This window comes from Acinetobacter yuyunsongii (genome assembly GCF_041021915.1).
In the GTDB taxonomy this organism is placed as follows: Bacteria; Pseudomonadota; Gammaproteobacteria; order Pseudomonadales; family Moraxellaceae; genus Acinetobacter.
In genome coordinates this window covers 1109410-1125643 of record NZ_CP157435.1, presented here as the reverse complement: position 1 = coordinate 1125643, position 16234 = coordinate 1109410, and the positions used below count along the sequence as shown (strand labels likewise).

The window sequence follows — 16234 nt, the reverse complement described above, 5'->3', positions numbered from 1 at the left end:
AGCCCTAGAAGTCAAAATCAAATTTTTTAGATTGATCAAGTTGTGGCCTATTCTGATTTTCCTGTTCACGTTTTTTCGCCAGCGCTAGCTCATACTCATTTTTATAAAGTTCATATAGGTTATTTTTACGAATTTCCCGAATGTTCTTTCTATATTCTGCTACCTTGTCTTGATCTTCAGGATCAGTGCTATAGAGTAATGACCTTGGAATTTGTGGGACTGTTTTTAAATTGGTTCCATTTTTTTTATTATAATCTTCATTAGATAAGCACGATACTGCACTGCTCACTTCGATTTCCACATCATGAATTTCTATAATTTTTGTGGGTGCATATTTTTCTAAAAATTCATTTATTATTTTTTCAGTTTGTGTTCGGTAGTGAAATAATATATTACGACCAAATCCAAGCACATCCGCAGTAATTTTTAACGCACCCCCTTTTTCAGGATTTTTTTGACGATATTGCTTAAAGAACTGCTGTGGGGAACGTTGAATATTATCCAACATACTTTTTTCTGAAAATAATAAATGTAAATGTGGCTGTTCTGACTGTCCATCGAGCGCAGCCACATGATTATGAATTGCGATTGTTGATGGCATTTTATGTTGACCACAAAATTCATACATTAATCTTTCAGACAACTCTATACGGCGATTTTTATCCAGCTCTTTGGGTAAAGCGACTGTAATATGGCATGATGTTCTCCCTCCTTTTCTTTCATATTGATCTGCTGCATACCAAAACTTTTCAGGATTATTTTCAGTCCAAATAGGCATATTATAAGACGCACAATATTCAAGCTCTTCAATGTCACTTTTATGCTTTGAAAAATATAAAGTACGCGTAATATAGTGATATGCACTTTTTGAGAGTCGATACTTTGAATCACCATCACTCAATTTTATTTGACTATCACCTTTAACGTTATGACTTAAATGAAAATAATACATTTTTACTTCCGATATTAATTTAACTGGAATATCGGATCCTACAAAATTTTAAAAATTCATGATTCGTTTCGTGAAGAAAAATGAAAAAAAATATTTTTCAATTAAAACGCATGAGCAATACCACTCCAATAATTTCAATTTACATAATAAAAACAATAACTTAGTTGTGTGTTTTATTTGTATGTAGAAACAGTAAATCTAAAACATGAGTAACGCATAAATTATATAATAATCAATTATTTAAAACTAAAAGTGCTGCGCAGCACGAGGAGAAGTGTCTTTTAAAGAGAGCGAAGCGAAATTTAAAAGACACGGAAACGAGATATAAAAAATCTTTTTTGCATTCGCAATATAAAAAATCTTTTTTGCATTCGCAAAAAAGATTTTTTATCTGTCCCACCATTAACAGCCAAAAAACTAACAGAAGAGTAGTTTTTTTTGAAAAACTCAACATATGACGATTTTTTTTAAGACTCTGTGATATACCAACATTTTCTTAAATACAGATGGTTTAAAAAATGGTTAGAGCTAGATTAACAGTAGATGAAATTATTTTAAGTGTTGAAAAGCACTTAAAACAGATAGCAAGACGCACTCATTCAGATAAGTTAATACTACAATTGATTCGATCAAAAACTGCAAATCAATTTACAGAAGAAGACATTAAAAATTTGAGGAATAAATATCATAAAGTTTTAGAATTAAACAGATTAGCAGAGTTAATGGACTCTATCTGCACAATCGCAAAGAGTGATCGCTCTGATATTGAAAAGGACATTGTTGATTTTAGTGGATATGAAGACCCTTTCTCTCAGACTGATGAAAGATTAAAAATAGCCTTAAGGATGCTAAAAAACTACAATCGAAGAGTTCCTGATTTAATAAAACAAAAAGCACATGATGAAATCAAAAATTCATTTCATAGTTCTTATAGACAAGTAAAACAAAAGATAAAAGATCGAAAGAAAGAGAATCATGAGAAATTTTTTTTAGGAAGTGTGCTTATATCATTTTTTAAATCACAAAATATTGAAATGAATTATCTTGAGAATACACTTAAAATGATCGAGTTTTATCAAACTAAAGATTATTTTAGAAAAGAATTGTTTTCAAAGTCCGAAATTGAACAATTTAAATTTTCAGAGCAAGGTAGAAACTTTAACGACAAGAAAAATTCTATTTTATCCGACCCCAAGAATCCTTTTTATAACAAATCCATAGATTAAAAGAAAAAGTAGTATACGTTAGCTCATTTAAAATAAATGAGCTAAGTAGCTAACGTTGTTATCATCTATAACTAACAAAAGATTATTTACTGATATAATAAAAAAATAAGTATTTTTTTTGATTTTTTAAACATATCTCATCTTTTTTTTAATTAATTTGTTAAATTATATTTTATAAGTAATTGTATTGCTGACCCTCTGCAATTATTTTTAAATCTATTTTTTTAATTGGAAATAATATGGGAATTATAAACAAATATGTCATGGTGATTGAATCTGATGAACCTCCACAAGTTTTCCTAAATGATACTATTCCAAAAGTCGGGAAAGTCATTGAACTTAAAACAGAGCAACTACCCAACCGTGTAGATGCAGCGTGGTTACAAGAAAGATTTAGTATCTCGCGCAAAGCACTTATTGAAAAATTGAGAATTTTTAACAGAGGTACTGATACTAAACATCTTTACGATCCGAAAGAAGTCATACCAATTTTAGAGAATTTTAATGTCACCAGTAGACGTGGCGCACATCGAAAGAAATAAGGGAGCAATTGCTCCCTATTTTATTTAAGATGCGTTCATCATTTTAGCAATGTCTGAAGCGGTCGGATTATAATATGTATTAATCAGAGTTTTAATATCCCTATGTCCTGTAACTTTAGCCAAGATTTCCACAGGTAATTTGCGTTTATTCACAAATCGAGTAATAGCTTCATGCCGTGTATCATGAAAATGAACTACATTATGCAATTCTGTTTTCCCAATTGCTCTTTGCCAAATTAATCTAAATGAATTTGAATTATGTGGAATTAATTTTACTCTATCCATGTAAGGGATAAGGTTTAGAAGATCACGGGCTTCTTTAGATAAGGGAACATCACGAGCATCACCATTTTTTGTGATTGGCAAATGTATGTAGTCAGGATAGATATTGTTACACGTAATCCCTAGAATCTCCCCTTTTCTCATAGCAGTTTCAATCGCAAAAAGAAAAGTCCATGCAACATACTGTCTTGGTGTTTGTGGCCTTGTTCCAATTTTATAATTAAGCGCCTTAAGTATGATTTCAATTTCACTATGACTTATTAGTCGATTACGGGCGGGAGGCTTAGTTGGCTTAGTGACCTGTGCGAATGGATTGTCTTCAATCAAGAAAAGTTCATTTTTGGCGTAATTAAAAACTGATGTGTATAAACACATTTGTCGATGTACTGTCCCAGGTGCGACTTTCTCTAAACGTTTATCTCGCCATTTTTTTACGTCAATAGGTTTAATTTCATAAATTGACTTTTCAGCAAGTTCACCAAAATAATTTTTAAATGTTTCTCTTTTTATTTGTTGCTTTATAAAGGATTTACCTCTTTTCTTATATCCAACTTCATCATAATATTTCTGACAAAGGACAAAGAATGAAAAATATGGTTTTTGCATCTGAGTTTTTTTAGGATCATACTCAGCTTTCATTTCAAGTAAACGAATAGCAGCCCATTGTTCACACTCTCGTGCAGAATCACGTGTGACACTGTCTCTAAGATTTTTATAGCGTACTTGAATACGCCAAGCATTGCCGCGCTTCACTGGTTTTTGCATAAATCCACCTTGGTGTCGTAGCAGCACCAAACACAAAACCCAAGTGTAAACTTGGGGGCGTTTTGGTGCTAAAACGGAAATAATAAGGTGTTTTTGACGCAGATTTTGACGATTTTAAACCATCAAGCTGACCAATTTAGCATTAAAAACTCTTAAATTACCTTAATTTTAGCGACTTAACTACTTGATAATTAAGTATAAAATTTTGGTAGGTATAAGCAGACTCGAACTGCTGACCTCTACGATGTCAACGTAGCGCTCTAACCAACTGAGCTATACACCTAGAATGAGAGCATAATATTCATTTTTAATCAGCTTCACAAGTTTTTTTGAGATTGTTTAATTGCGATCGCACAGACTTTAAGCAGTTTCTTAAATTCTTGAATATTTTGCTGAGTATTCTGTTCTAAAAACACAATTTTTTGATATAACACAACTACTTGATGAAATGATTTTTGATCACTATCTACACTTGATAAACGCTGCATCCAAACTTGAAATGTTTCCTCTGATCTTTTATGCAAATGTTTAGGCAATTGCTTTTGGAATGATAATACTGCTCTTTCATAATTCTCTTTTTGACTTAGATTCCTCCACCAATAGACACCAATGTAAATAAACAAAATCGCGGCAATAGCAATAATTAATAAAAATGCATAACTATAGCTCGAATTAAAGCCTAGCTTAGATAACCAATTTTTTTGTTTATCCGCATCATAGCCTACAACTTTAGCTTGCCATTGATAGCTTAAATAATCGCTCCAAATACGTATATTTGTTAAAAATTTAAATTGCTGTAGTTGCCATGAATGACTTCCCCCATTCCCCCAGATGTTTTGATATTGACTTAAATAATCTTGCATTCCTGAATCTATACGTTGTGGTGCAATGATTGCTGTAGGGTCAATTCTTTGCCATTCACCATCTAGATACACTTCACTCCAAGCATGTGCATCAAGTTGGCGTACTTCCCAACTTTCTCTATCTAATGCAAACTGCCCACCCTGATAACCTGTGACAACTCTTGCAGGAATTCCAACATAACGCATTAACATCACAAAACTAGAGGCATAATGCTCACAAAAACCTTTTCGACTATAAAATAAAAATTGATCTATACGATCACTGCCAAGTGTACCTGGTGCCAAGGTATAAACGAAGTTATGGTCTCCATACCAATTCAGCACCTTTTTAATATATTTCTCAGGCTGTTTCTGACTTTGTTCAAACAGTTGATGGGCTAATTGCTGTGCTTTTTGATCACGATCATGATCAAATCGAGTATTAAATTCAATTTGACGTGATGATAACAAAGTAGAAGATGTTGATGTACGCCCCAACCAAAACATTTGGATAGGTTGATTACGTTTAATAAGTTTAGACGGGCTTATACTATCATCTTGATACAGATGTAAATAACGTTCTTGTGGAATGGAATATTCCAACCCCATGATCCAATTTGCCTGTTCATCAGCAGCTAAGTATTGATAGGCAACTCCTTGAGAATTTGAAGTTACGCTTTTAATCTGTTGATTATAAAAACTACTGGTCCATGTTGTACCATCATACTCATCCAAAACCAAAGCACGCCAGTAAAGCTCCTGTCTATCTGGTAGTTGTCTCATATCTGCAACAACACGAAAAGCCAAAGCCGATGATTGTGATAGTTGTGCAATGTCTCCTGGAGACATACGATCACTAATCCCAGTAGTGGCTTGATTCTTTTGAATAGGAATTGCCCAAAGAGGTGGCAACCGAGGAAAGAAAATAAATAATATAATAAAGAACGGTGTCGCAATCCCGACAAACTTTAGAATTTGTTTAACATCATTTTTTAACTGATTGGATAATAATTGATGCTGGTTAAATAGACCAGTTTGAATCCGATACAACCCCATCAAACATATCACAAATGCTGAAAAAACAAGGACAGCCATCCAGAATGCCTGACTATGTAACAATAAACTGGCACTGACGAATAAGGCAAAGTTAAATACAATCAATAAATCACGAGTATTCTTGGCTTCCAAACTTTTCGCAAATAAACACGTACTTAAAAATGTGACTCCAGCTTCTACTCCCAGTAAAGTTTGATAATTTAAATAAATAAGACCCAAAGATAATAAAGAGAAAAAAACTAAAAATAAGCGTGGAAATGGTGAAATTTTTTGTTTGCAATATCGCCATACCAATATAAGCCAAATAACGCCCCACAACCCACTCAATGTCACAGGAATAAAAGCCACTTGCCCAATTAATACAAATGCCAATACAGCTAAAATGCAAAAATAGATTTGTTTGGTCATAATCTTAGGCCTGTGCAAGTAGAAGTTTTGCTTGAAGAAGCTGCATCTGCCCCTGACCACTTTCTAATCTTGCATGTGGCAGTATCAATGCATAATCATGACCAAGTTGTTCACATTTCTCAATTAATCCCATCATAAAGCTTAATTTTTCCTCATGACTTTGTGCAGGGATTTTTTGATAATCAATTTCTAAATGTTGATGATTTGTTTGAGCCTCAAACATTTTGATAAAAAAGCCCTGTCCTCGAGCAACTTGCTTCCATGCCACATTTTGATAAGAATCGCCTTGTTGAAAGGCCCTAAGCTCCTTAAATTCATCTAAACTATCGTTCGCATTGGTTGGTTGATTTTTATGTTCTTTTTGCCAATCATGCGCTTTAGGTGCAATCCACACTTTTTGTTTTGGATATAAATAAGTCCACGCTCGCACCAAACCTAAAGGATAGGTCGAATAAATTTTCATCGCACCAAATTCAAATAAACCACGCTGCTTCGGAAAAAAAGCCAGTTCGAAGGTCTGTTGTTGCTGATCTAAATAAATTAATTGTTCTTGTTGCAGCCATTGAATACGTAAATATCGGGTCATTACCGATGGCTGATTAAAGCGAAGTTTTAAAATGAAAGGCTGATCGACTTGCCCAACTTCAGCTGCAATCAGATCAATTTGTAAAACATGCAATTGCTTGAATGTGAGATAAAAATTAATCCATAAAATTGCACTGATTAGAAAACAAAAACCTAAAATCAAATTATTTGCATAGTTAATCCCTGCAATAAAGGTAATTAGAATCAGAATGAGATATAGAAAACCCTGCTTATAAATAAAAACCAAAACATCTTTCTGTAACAGGGTTTTAGTCCCATTAACCTGAAAGCGTTTCGCAATCCACTGCTGAATCCTTTGCATAAGCCAATCTCAACTATAAGACATCAACCGATTGCAAAATTTGTTTTACCTCTATTTCGCCTAAACTTAAACGATGAGCAACCACGGCAACAAAAATGGTTTGCACATCATCAGTAGTCACAAAACTGCGACCTTCAACCAGTGCATAAGCTTGTGCAGCAGCTTTTAATGCCAATACTCCACGTGTTGATAAGCCATGCCGTTGTTTACGTGTTTCAGCAGCCAAATCTAAAATATAATTGAGTACAGCATCACTTAGAAAAACCTGTTTTGCTAATTCACGTAATTCCAAAATATCAACGTGCGTAAATACCGCTTCTAATTGATGAATTAAAACCTGACGTGAGCTTTGTTGTAACAGTAGTTTTTCAGCTTGACGAGACGGATAACCGAGCGATAAACGCATCAAGAAACGGTCAAGTTGTGACTCAGGCAAAGCATAAGTTCCACTTTGAAATAACGGATTCTGCGTTGCCAGCACCCAAAATGGTTGCGGTAAGTCATAATGTGTTCCATCAACAGTGACCGCACCTTCTTCCATAGCTTCAAGTAATGCGCTCTGTGTTTTTGGACTACAACGATTAATCTCATCTGCCAATAAAATCTGAGTAAAAATTGGACCTTTCTTGAACTCAAATAAATGTTCTTTTTGATTAAAAATATTGATCCCAATGACATCACTCGCCAACATGTCATTGGTAAATTGAATCCGCTGAAAATGCAGCCCTGCTAGACGAGCTAAGGCACTAGCTAGAGTCGTTTTACCCAATCCTGGTAAATCTTCAAACAATACATGGCCACCTGCCAATAAACAGGTCAGCGCTAATTTAGTTTGTTGTGGTTTATCTAAAATAAGTTGATTCACTTCAACCAAAAAACGTTCTATTTTCTGAGTAAAATTTTTAATATTTTGCTCTACTTCTTGATTTTTTTGTTGTTTTTCTTGAATAGAAGCTTTTTCCATGCCCCACATAACGTAATCCTCAAACTAAAACAGTGCATGATTCAACATACACTGTTTTAGTTTTTTTTCAAAGAAATCAAATGACTTCTAGCAAGGACATTTTTTCAAATTCCCACCTGATGATGGATAACGCGCATCGATACAATGACGATAAAAAGTCTTAGCATCCATTGGCGTTAAATCTGGATGATGCGCTTGCATGTGCTTTACGTAATTTTCATAATCAGGCACACCCACCATCAAACGAAAACTTTTTTGCAAGTTTTGCCATAAAGTTGCAATACGAGACCAGTTTTTGGGCGAAAAGATCAGGTGTTTTTGCGACATGATCGTGAACTTAATGATCTTCACAATCACAGCACTTCCTTGCCTAGCAATTTTAAAATCCATCACGACTCTCCCTTCACTGTTTCTGCTGTCATTGCAGTTTCAGTAAATACGGCAGGTGCTTCATTTACTGTTGGGACAGGGCTTTGTAAAGCACGACGAATAATTCCGATTGATGCAATAATCATAACAATTGCAACAATCATAAAGAATCCACAAAGTACTGCATTAATCTGATTCGACAACACAATCGTCTGCATCTCAGCAACTGACTTCGCAGGTGCAAGTACATCACCACGTGCAATTGCATCAGAGAAACGATTCGCTTGAGCAAGGAAGCCAATCTTCGGATTTTCGTGGAAAATCTTTTGCCAACCCGCCGTCATAGAAGTAATAAATAGGAAAATCGTTGGAACAATCGTTACCCAAACATACTTCTCTTTCTTCATCTTGAATAAAATAACTGTACCCAAGATCAATGCCATTGAAGCGAGAATTTGATTTCCAATTCCAAATAATGGCCATAAAGAATTAATGCCACCAAGAGGGTCCACTACGCCTTGATAAACGAAGAAGCCCCAACCTGCAACTGCCACAGACGTCCCAACCAAATTTCCAAAGAATGAACCTGATTGTTTTACTGCAGGCACAACAATCCCAACGGTATCCTGTACCATGAAGCGACAAGCACGTGTTCCCGCATCCACTGCAGTTAAAATAAATAATGCTTCAAATAAAATGGCAAAGTGATACCAAAATGCCATCATTGCACGACTATTGAAAATTTCCGAAATGATATGAGCCATACCAATCGCAAAAGTCGGCGCTCCACCAGTACGAGAAAGGATTGAACTTTCACCAACCTCCTGAGCAAGCACAGTCAGCATCTCAGGTGTAACGATAAAACCTAGATTACGCACCGCTTCCGCAGCAGTATCTACCGTTGTACCCAGAACTGCCGCTGGTGCATTAATCGCAAAATAAATCCCTGGATCAAGTACGGTTGCGCAGATCATTGCCATGATACCGACAAATGATTCCATCAACATGCCGCCATAACCGATCATACGAATATTGACTTCGTTATCGACCAATTTTGGAGTTGTTCCTGAAGAAACTAGCGCATGGAAACCTGAAATCGCACCACAGGCAATGGTAATAAATAGAAAAGGAAATAAACTGCCTGCAAATACAGGACCTGTACCATCAACAAAATGAGTCACCGCAGGCATTTTGAGTTCAGGCATTGCAAAGATAATTCCAATCGCCAGACCTGCAATTACACCAATTTTAAGGAAGGTTGATAAATAGTCACGAGGCGCTAACAATAACCACACAGGCAATACTGACGCAATAAAGCCATAAATGATGAGTGCCCAAGTTAGTTGAGTTCCAGTTAAGGTGAACAATTGCCCCCAGTAAGGGTCTTTTGCTACATCACCACCAAAGACAATCGCCGCCATCATTAGCACAAAGCCAATGATCGAAACCTCAGCAATTTTCCCTGGGCGTAGATAACGCATGTATATGCCCATGAATAATGCAATTGGGATGGTTGCTGCGATACTGAACACCCCCCACGGACTATGCGCCAAAGCTTTTACGACAACCAATGCAAGTACCGCAAGAATAATAATCATGACACCGAGCGTACCCAACATCACAATAACACCTGCGAAAGTACCTAACTCCTGTTTTGCCATTTCACCCAAAGACCGACCATCACGCCGAGTTGAGATAAATAGCACAAGAAAATCTTGTACCGCGCCTGCAATCACCACACCGACCAAAAGCCAAATGGTTCCTGGTAAGTAACCCATTTGCGCTGCAAGAATTGGCCCAACCAAAGGCCCTGCACCTGCGATAGCAGCGAAATGATGTCCAAATAAAACGTATTTATTGGTGGGCACATAATCCAGACCATCATTCAAACGATGTGCTGGTGTTAAGCGTTTAGAATTTAATTCAAAGACTTTTGTTGCAATAAATAAACTGTAGAACCGATATGCAATGCTATAAACACAAACCGCGGCAAGAACGAGCCAAACTGCATTGACATGCTCTCCACGACTTACCGCCAAAATTCCAAATGAAATTGCACCAATGATGGCAACTAAACTCCACAGAATTTTTGAGGATAGCGTCGACTTTGCTTGTACTGTCTCCATTCAGAACCTCTCAAATACATAAGCTGTAGTTTTGGATTTCCCTTCCTATGTTTTCTTTAGAAGAAATATCTTTGTAAGTCTATCTGTTATTAAAAATGATTTATCTAATACTTTGGCATAAAAAAAGGGATGATTGTTTAATCATCCCTTCGATAATCGTATAGCTTACGTAGCATTGCTACTCATTTACGATTATGCGCGCTCTAGGTAATCACCTGTACGCGTATCAACACGAACACTTTCTTCTTGCTGAACGAATAATGGAACACGTACTACTGCACCTGTTTCAAGTTTCGCTGGCTTACCGCCACCGCCAGAAGTATCACCACGTACACCTGGATCAGTTTCAACGATTTTCAACACCACAAAGTTTGGTGGATTAACGTTTAAAGGTACACCGTTGAACAACATGATCGTACATTTTTCATTAGAATCATCTTTTAACCATTTCGCAGCATCGCCCATTGCAGTTTTGTCAGCAGCGATTTGCTCGAAAGATACAGGATCCATGAAATTCCACATTTCACCATCGTTATAAAGATAATCCATTTCAACTTCAACAATATCAGCCGCTTCTAAAGAGTCACCTGATTTAAAAGTTTTTTCTAATACTTTACCTGAGCGAAGGTTACGTAATTTCACACGGTTAAATGCTTGACCTTTACCTGGTTTTACATATTCATTTTCCATGATTGAACATGGGTTGCCATCAAGCATAACCTTAAGGCCTGCTTTAAAATCATTTGTAGAATAATAGGCCATGAAAGGCTCACTCCAAACTTAAAACTCAAATCTATTAGTGCTAGACTACGCGCACAGCTTAGGCTATCACTATTTTAACGTATGGCATGATAAACTATTTACATCAAGAGAAAAACTGGCAATCACAACTCAGTGATCTAATTACTGATCCTTTGGAGTTGTTAAATCTGCTTGAATTATCGACCAAGCAATTATTATCAGGGGCAATACTTGCCTCTGAACAGTTTAAATTACGCGTTCCACGTGCATTCGTCGGAAAAATGCGTATTGGGGATCCATTTGATCCTTTGCTATTACAGGTTTTACCACACCATCTTGAACTTGAAGAACATCCTGAATTTGTTACTGACCCATTAGGTGAGGAAGCAGCCAATCAAATGGCTGGTGTCTTACACAAATACCAGTCTCGCTTTTTACTGACCTTAACAGGTGCATGCGCAATTCACTGCCGTTATTGTTTCCGCCGCCATTTTCCATATCAAGAAAATTTACCTAAAAATGATGATTGGCTAAATATAAAACAATATATTGAAGACAACCCTGCCATCAATGAAATCATTCTCAGTGGGGGCGATCCTTTAACTTTATCTAATCGAAAAATAGCACTTTGGATAGAGCGATTAGAATCTTTACCTCAACTCAAAATATTGAGAATCCATTCACGAGTTCCAGTTGTTATTCCCAATCGTATCGATGAAGAGCTTATTTCTATTTTAAAAAACAGTAGGCTACGCATTGTAGTAGTGATACACTCAAATCATGCTTCAGAACTTGATGATTTCACGTGTTCAAAGTTATTACAGTTATCATTACATCATATTACTGTGTTAAATCAGGCAGTTTTACTTAAAGGTGTGAATGACTCTGCAACATCTTTAACTCATCTAAGTTATCGACTATTTGAAGCGAGGGTTATGCCCTATTACTTACATGTATTGGATAAAGTAAAAGGTGCTCAACATTTTGACTTAAGATCTTCAGAGATAGATCATATATACAGTGATGTATTAGCGAGTTTACCTGGATATTTAGTTCCAAAACTCGTCAGGGAAATTGCGGGCGAAAAAAATAAAACACCGCTTTTTGGGGTTCAAACGTTCTGAGATTGATTACAATGATGAATAATGCATTTTCGGATATTTTTCAAATTCCCACTGTTTTAAGACGGGATAAACTCAGTTTTTGTGATGCAAACGCAAAAAGTTTAACAGAATGGATTTCAACCCTCTCAATTATGCAGTTGGGTGATACTTCAAAAGCATTGTTTGCAGCCTTATTAGAGCTTTGTGAATTAGATTGTTCAGAAACATTACGCTTTGATCTCATTCAGACCTTACATCCAACGATTGAAAATATTTTAGGTAGCCTAGAGAAAAACTTTTTTAATCAGGGTGTAATCAGTTCAGATCGTAATGAGCACATTATTGAACTGGCAATGCTGTTACGCTGCTATTTTGCGGCTATTTATATCAATATTGTTCGCCGCAGTAGCGAACAATTGGAAAATCGAAAATTTTCTATTTTTGCACTAAACCAAAAGAAAAATTTACATACTGCTAGAACACTTGCAACTTTCCAAGCATTGCAACAACTTACGCAGCTTCTTTATCAACAACACATGTTATATAGTGAACCTGTTGCAGGACAGTGGCTCATTGCACATCAATTATACGATGCAGCAGTGACACATAAGTATCATCATGTGACTATTGAACAGGCGCAAACTAAGCCAAATAGCCTGAATAATATTGCTCAGGCCTATGCTCAATTAATTTTGATGGATATTTTTAATACCAATCAAATTCGTCAAACAGAAATTCAAGCCCTGTTTCAATGCAGTTTTGACTGGGCCAAAATGCTACAGCTCTTATCTAAAGAGACTGATTTAACTAAATACGTTGTTGATACAACTAAAGATCATCCGCCAATATACAACAAAAAACAAAGTTCAGGATTTAATCCTAATATCTTTATTAGTACAAATGGTTTACTTGATCATGTGACAGCAACATTACATAAAAATGCTGAATACATTTCTAAGAATGAAAAGATTTATCTCACACCCGCTCTAAAATTCCACGTTCAGACCATTTTAGGATCTACGGCAGAACGTCGCCATGAACGCTATGAATATTCAGCTCAACTACATATTTGTTTTGGACTCTTAACAGCCCACTTCTATTTATCCAAAGCAAAAAACTTCGGTGAAACATTACTCTTAGAACACGGGTATGGACTACAAAGCGAATCAAAATTTTTATCAACTTGGGATAAAAAAGATTCTTCTGGCAATCAAGAATCCTCAATCCAGCGTTTAAGCCGAGAAAACAAAGCCATTTATCAAGCGGATATTTTAGATATTAGTGTTAATGGTTATCGAATTAAATGGTCAGCCGAAGTACCAAAAAATCTAAGAACTGGCGAATATATTCTTGTAAAAGAAACCTCTCATGGACATTGGCGCGGCGGTGTGATTCGTTGGTTAAAGCAATCAAGTGAAAAAAGTTTAGAATTAGGCTTAGAGGTTTTAGCACAAGAAATTTTCCCTTGTGCAGTTCGCGTACAAGCAGATCGTCATATTAGCAATTATTACCCTGCGCTTATTTTAAAAAATCAAAATTTAGATGAAACTAAAACAACAATAATTTTGCCAGGCTCGCAAATTTTTCGCGAACAGCAAGCTGTTCATTTGAGATTAGGGAAAGAGGAAGTAAAAGTGTATCTGTTGACTGCACAACTAATTACCCAAAGTTTTGTTCAATTCGACTTTGAACTACTTAATGAAGAAGAACAACCCGTTCTTAATAAATTTATTGCGCAAAAAAATATGGATACAAATGACCAAGATTTATGGGAAGCATTGAAGTGAGAAATTCTTTACTCTCTAAAAAGTTGAAACGAACTGAAACGCGCTTACTCATTATTGATGATAACCAATTAAGGTATAATCAAGTTTTAGAGCTTTTTGCGCAGCAAGAACATCAAGTACAGGCTATTTTACTTGATGATTTAAAAACTTTTGAAAAACAATTGAATTTGCCTTGGGATATTGTAATTTTTGGACGTGCTTACGATCTAAAAATCGAACAAACGCTTTCTCTTATTCATGCATCCGCACAACCAAGTTTACCCATTCTACTGCTTGAGCCAGATGACTATAATTCAGCGCTATATCAAAAGTACATTCATAAAGGTATTTATGATGTTGTGAACTTAAAGGCGCCAGAAGAATTTTATATCAGTATTATTAGATCACTTTCATTCAGTCGTTTAGTACAAGCAGAGCACCGTTTACTTACCGAATTAGAGGCAGCCCAAACACAAGCCCAATCACTTGTTGCTGAAACACATAAAGCAGTTGCAATTCTACAAGAAGGTATTCATATCAAAGCGAATGCTGAATATGCTCACCTATTTGGTTTCGACAGCGAAGATGACGTCATTGGCTTACCAATACTTGATATTTTACAACCTGAAGATTTAGGCCAGTTTAAATTACGCTTTAAAAGAATTTCCCAAGGCTTATTCGAACAAGCACGCTTTGAAATTCGCACCCAAAATCCAATGGTTAAGAATAATCTTTTACATGTTGAGTTCTTACCCTCTGGTAATGATGATGAAATACAACTGAATATTGAATGTGAATCATCATCAACTGTTGTTTCAGCAGCAACTGCCACGACTACTTCAGTACAAAGTGAAAAAGCCTCTGGTATCATCTTAGCACTGCAACAAATTAATCGAAATTTAGCAAATCACCCAGCCAATGCAAATGCTCTAATCTTATTTAGCCTGAATAATTGTCCAAACGAAGTTTTTCAAACTGACTGGCGTGGAACTAAAGCTTATTTTTCAAATATTGCAAATTTCATTAAAGAACAAGTTAATGTTCCAATTTATCAAATAGAAACGGCTTTGTATGTTGGGCTTATTCAAGCTGAATCAAAAACAGTTTTAAACTCTTTGCTTATAGGCTTGAATGGTTTACAAAAACCTCAGTTATTGGTCACTGAAAACCACACTTTCCCATTACATTTAAAACTGGGCTATCAAGAACTAGACCAACAAATATTAGATGATGCTCATTTTGAGAAAATCATTTCTCAAGCATTTACGCATGCACTACCAGTCTTGAAAAATGCATCGATTGACAGTGATATTAGCCTGACAACTGATAAAATTTCAATGTCGATGGAAGTCAATCTTTTAGAAGAGCTCAGAAGCAAATTAGATAAAGGTGATATACATCTAAAATATCAGCAGCTTTATGATAAACAAGATCAATTCACTCATACCTATGAAGTATTTGGCGGTATTATTCATAATAATCAATGGTTAGACTTGATGGATCTTAGTGATCTAAAAGATGATCATGAATTATCGGCTCAGTTAGACCGTTGGGTATTAGTAGAAGCTTGTAAACAATTACACAACTTCATTACCCAATATCCAAAAGCTAAATTAATTATTAATCTGAATCATCATATTTTATTGAATGACAGAAAATTATCCGAATTGGTCGCTAAATTATTGACAATTATTGGAAGCAAACAAGCTCATCCTTTAATTCTGCAGTTTTCAGAACAAGCTCTTCAGCAAAATTTATCACAGGCTCAATCTCTGATTGCATCACTTCGTCAACACGGCGCTGAGATCTCTATTCGTAACTTTGGTGATTCTCTTTATAGTGACTCAATTCTTCAACAGATCGATACGCAGTATTTAAGCTTCCATCGAAAATTAGTGAAGATGCTAGGATCTGAAAAAGAAATGGCAATTCTACAAGAGAAAATTCTTCATTTTATTGCTGAAAAGCAAGTTGAGATTTTACTCACCGAACTCAATGACATGAGTTTGTTTGCGAATGCATGGAATGTCGAAGCCCGCTTCTTGCAAGGTAACTACTTCCAAAAGAAACTTGATCGTTTAACTGACGTACAAGACCAATAGAAAATCCCCCCTAACCCTCCTTTGATAAAGGAGGGAATATCAAAAGGCATAAAAAAACGGGCATATCGCCCGTTTTTTTGTTT

The 16234-nt window shown here is 35.8% G+C and carries 13 protein-coding genes and 1 tRNA gene; 5 read left to right on the top strand and 9 right to left on the bottom strand.

Going from position 1 to position 16234, the window contains the following annotated elements; genetic code table 11:
- Positions 1–4 precede the first annotated feature (4 nt).
- On the bottom strand, positions 5–952 hold the full coding sequence (locus ABLB98_RS05400; RefSeq protein ID WP_348883433.1) for a MobA/MobL family protein: 948 nt from the start codon (positions 950–952) through the stop codon (positions 5–7).
- Between the two features lie 518 nt (positions 953–1470).
- Here ABLB98_RS05400 and ABLB98_RS05395 point away from each other — a divergent pair.
- Both ABLB98_RS05395 and ABLB98_RS05390 read left to right on the top strand, forming a co-directional pair.
- Complete coding sequence (locus tag ABLB98_RS05395) at positions 1471–2178, top strand: hypothetical protein (RefSeq protein WP_348883432.1); 708 nt, start codon at positions 1471–1473, stop codon at positions 2176–2178.
- 239 nt (positions 2179–2417) lie between these two features.
- On the top strand, positions 2418–2720 hold the full coding sequence (locus ABLB98_RS05390; protein ID WP_008941996.1) for a hypothetical protein: 303 nt from the start codon (positions 2418–2420) through the stop codon (positions 2718–2720).
- Between the two features lie 24 nt (positions 2721–2744).
- Here the strand turns inward: ABLB98_RS05390 and ABLB98_RS05385 are convergent, their stop codons facing one another.
- The 8 genes from ABLB98_RS05385 to efp form a co-directional block, all read right to left on the bottom strand.
- Positions 2745–3767 carry a site-specific integrase gene (locus ABLB98_RS05385; protein ID WP_017480626.1) on the bottom strand — a complete coding sequence of 341 codons (1023 nt, stop codon included), beginning with the start codon at positions 3765–3767 and terminating at the stop codon, positions 2745–2747.
- A gap of 206 nt (positions 3768–3973) precedes the next feature.
- Positions 3974–4050: transfer RNA gene (locus tag ABLB98_RS05380), tRNA-Val, on the bottom strand.
- A 34-nt stretch (positions 4051–4084) separates the two neighbouring features.
- Positions 4085–6073, bottom strand: coding sequence for a DUF3488 and transglutaminase-like domain-containing protein (locus tag ABLB98_RS05375; RefSeq protein WP_348883431.1), 1989 nt, complete (start codon positions 6071–6073; stop codon positions 4085–4087).
- A gap of 4 nt (positions 6074–6077) precedes the next feature.
- Positions 6078–6980, bottom strand: a complete 903-nt coding sequence (locus tag ABLB98_RS05370) for a DUF58 domain-containing protein (RefSeq protein ID WP_178883061.1) — start codon at positions 6978–6980, stop codon at positions 6078–6080.
- 13 nt (positions 6981–6993) lie between these two features.
- Positions 6994–7953 carry a MoxR family ATPase gene (locus ABLB98_RS05365; protein ID WP_178883062.1) on the bottom strand — a complete coding sequence of 320 codons (960 nt, stop codon included), beginning with the start codon at positions 7951–7953 and terminating at the stop codon, positions 6994–6996.
- 78 nt (positions 7954–8031) lie between these two features.
- Positions 8032–8337, bottom strand: a complete 306-nt coding sequence (locus tag ABLB98_RS05360; RefSeq protein WP_171287512.1) for a YbdD/YjiX family protein — start codon at positions 8335–8337, stop codon at positions 8032–8034.
- Positions 8334–10439, bottom strand: coding sequence for a carbon starvation CstA family protein (locus ABLB98_RS05355; RefSeq protein ID WP_178883063.1), 2106 nt, complete (start codon positions 10437–10439; stop codon positions 8334–8336). The genes ABLB98_RS05360 and ABLB98_RS05355 overlap by 4 nt, the downstream gene beginning before the upstream one ends.
- Positions 10440–10631: 192 nt before the next feature.
- A complete protein-coding gene (gene efp, locus ABLB98_RS05350; RefSeq protein WP_004662912.1) occupies positions 10632–11201 on the bottom strand; it encodes an elongation factor P in 570 nt (189 codons plus the stop codon).
- 86 nt (positions 11202–11287) lie between these two features.
- Between efp and epmB the strand changes: the two genes are divergently transcribed.
- Genes epmB through ABLB98_RS05335 form a run of 3 tightly spaced genes read left to right on the top strand, consistent with a single transcriptional unit; the run spans position 11288 to position 16151 of the window.
- Positions 11288–12304, top strand: a complete 1017-nt coding sequence (epmB, locus tag ABLB98_RS05345; RefSeq protein ID WP_249571118.1) for an EF-P beta-lysylation protein EpmB — start codon at positions 11288–11290, stop codon at positions 12302–12304.
- An 11-nt stretch (positions 12305–12315) separates the two neighbouring features.
- Positions 12316–14070, top strand: a complete 1755-nt coding sequence (locus ABLB98_RS05340; RefSeq protein WP_348883428.1) for a GTPase — start codon at positions 12316–12318, stop codon at positions 14068–14070.
- Positions 14052–16151, top strand: a complete 2100-nt coding sequence (locus tag ABLB98_RS05335) for an EAL domain-containing protein (protein WP_348883427.1) — start codon at positions 14052–14054, stop codon at positions 16149–16151. The genes ABLB98_RS05340 and ABLB98_RS05335 overlap by 19 nt, the downstream gene beginning before the upstream one ends.
- Positions 16152–16234: the final 83 nt, after the last annotated feature.

Bases quoted from the DNA above. Each gene is read 5' to 3' on its own strand.
- ABLB98_RS05400 (WP_348883433.1), bottom strand. From the start codon at position 952: ATGTATTATTTTCATTTAAGTCATAACGTTAAAGGTGATAGTCAAATA.
- ABLB98_RS05395 (WP_348883432.1), top strand. From the start codon at position 1,471: ATGGTTAGAGCTAGATTAACAGTAGATGAAATTATTTTAAGTGTTGAA.
- ABLB98_RS05390 (WP_008941996.1), top strand. From the start codon at position 2,418: ATGGGAATTATAAACAAATATGTCATGGTGATTGAATCTGATGAACCT.
- ABLB98_RS05385 (WP_017480626.1), bottom strand. From the start codon at position 3,767: ATGCAAAAACCAGTGAAGCGCGGCAATGCTTGGCGTATTCAAGTACGC.
- ABLB98_RS05375 (WP_348883431.1), bottom strand. From the start codon at position 6,073: ATGACCAAACAAATCTATTTTTGCATTTTAGCTGTATTGGCATTTGTA.
- ABLB98_RS05370 (WP_178883061.1), bottom strand. From the start codon at position 6,980: ATGCAAAGGATTCAGCAGTGGATTGCGAAACGCTTTCAGGTTAATGGG.
- ABLB98_RS05365 (WP_178883062.1), bottom strand. From the start codon at position 7,953: ATGTGGGGCATGGAAAAAGCTTCTATTCAAGAAAAACAACAAAAAAAT.
- ABLB98_RS05355 (WP_178883063.1), bottom strand. From the start codon at position 10,439: ATGGAGACAGTACAAGCAAAGTCGACGCTATCCTCAAAAATTCTGTGG.
- efp (WP_004662912.1), bottom strand. From the start codon at position 11,201: ATGGCCTATTATTCTACAAATGATTTTAAAGCAGGCCTTAAGGTTATG.
- epmB (WP_249571118.1), top strand. From the start codon at position 11,288: ATGATAAACTATTTACATCAAGAGAAAAACTGGCAATCACAACTCAGT.
- ABLB98_RS05340 (WP_348883428.1), top strand. From the start codon at position 12,316: ATGATGAATAATGCATTTTCGGATATTTTTCAAATTCCCACTGTTTTA.
- ABLB98_RS05335 (WP_348883427.1), top strand. From the start codon at position 14,052: ATGGGAAGCATTGAAGTGAGAAATTCTTTACTCTCTAAAAAGTTGAAA.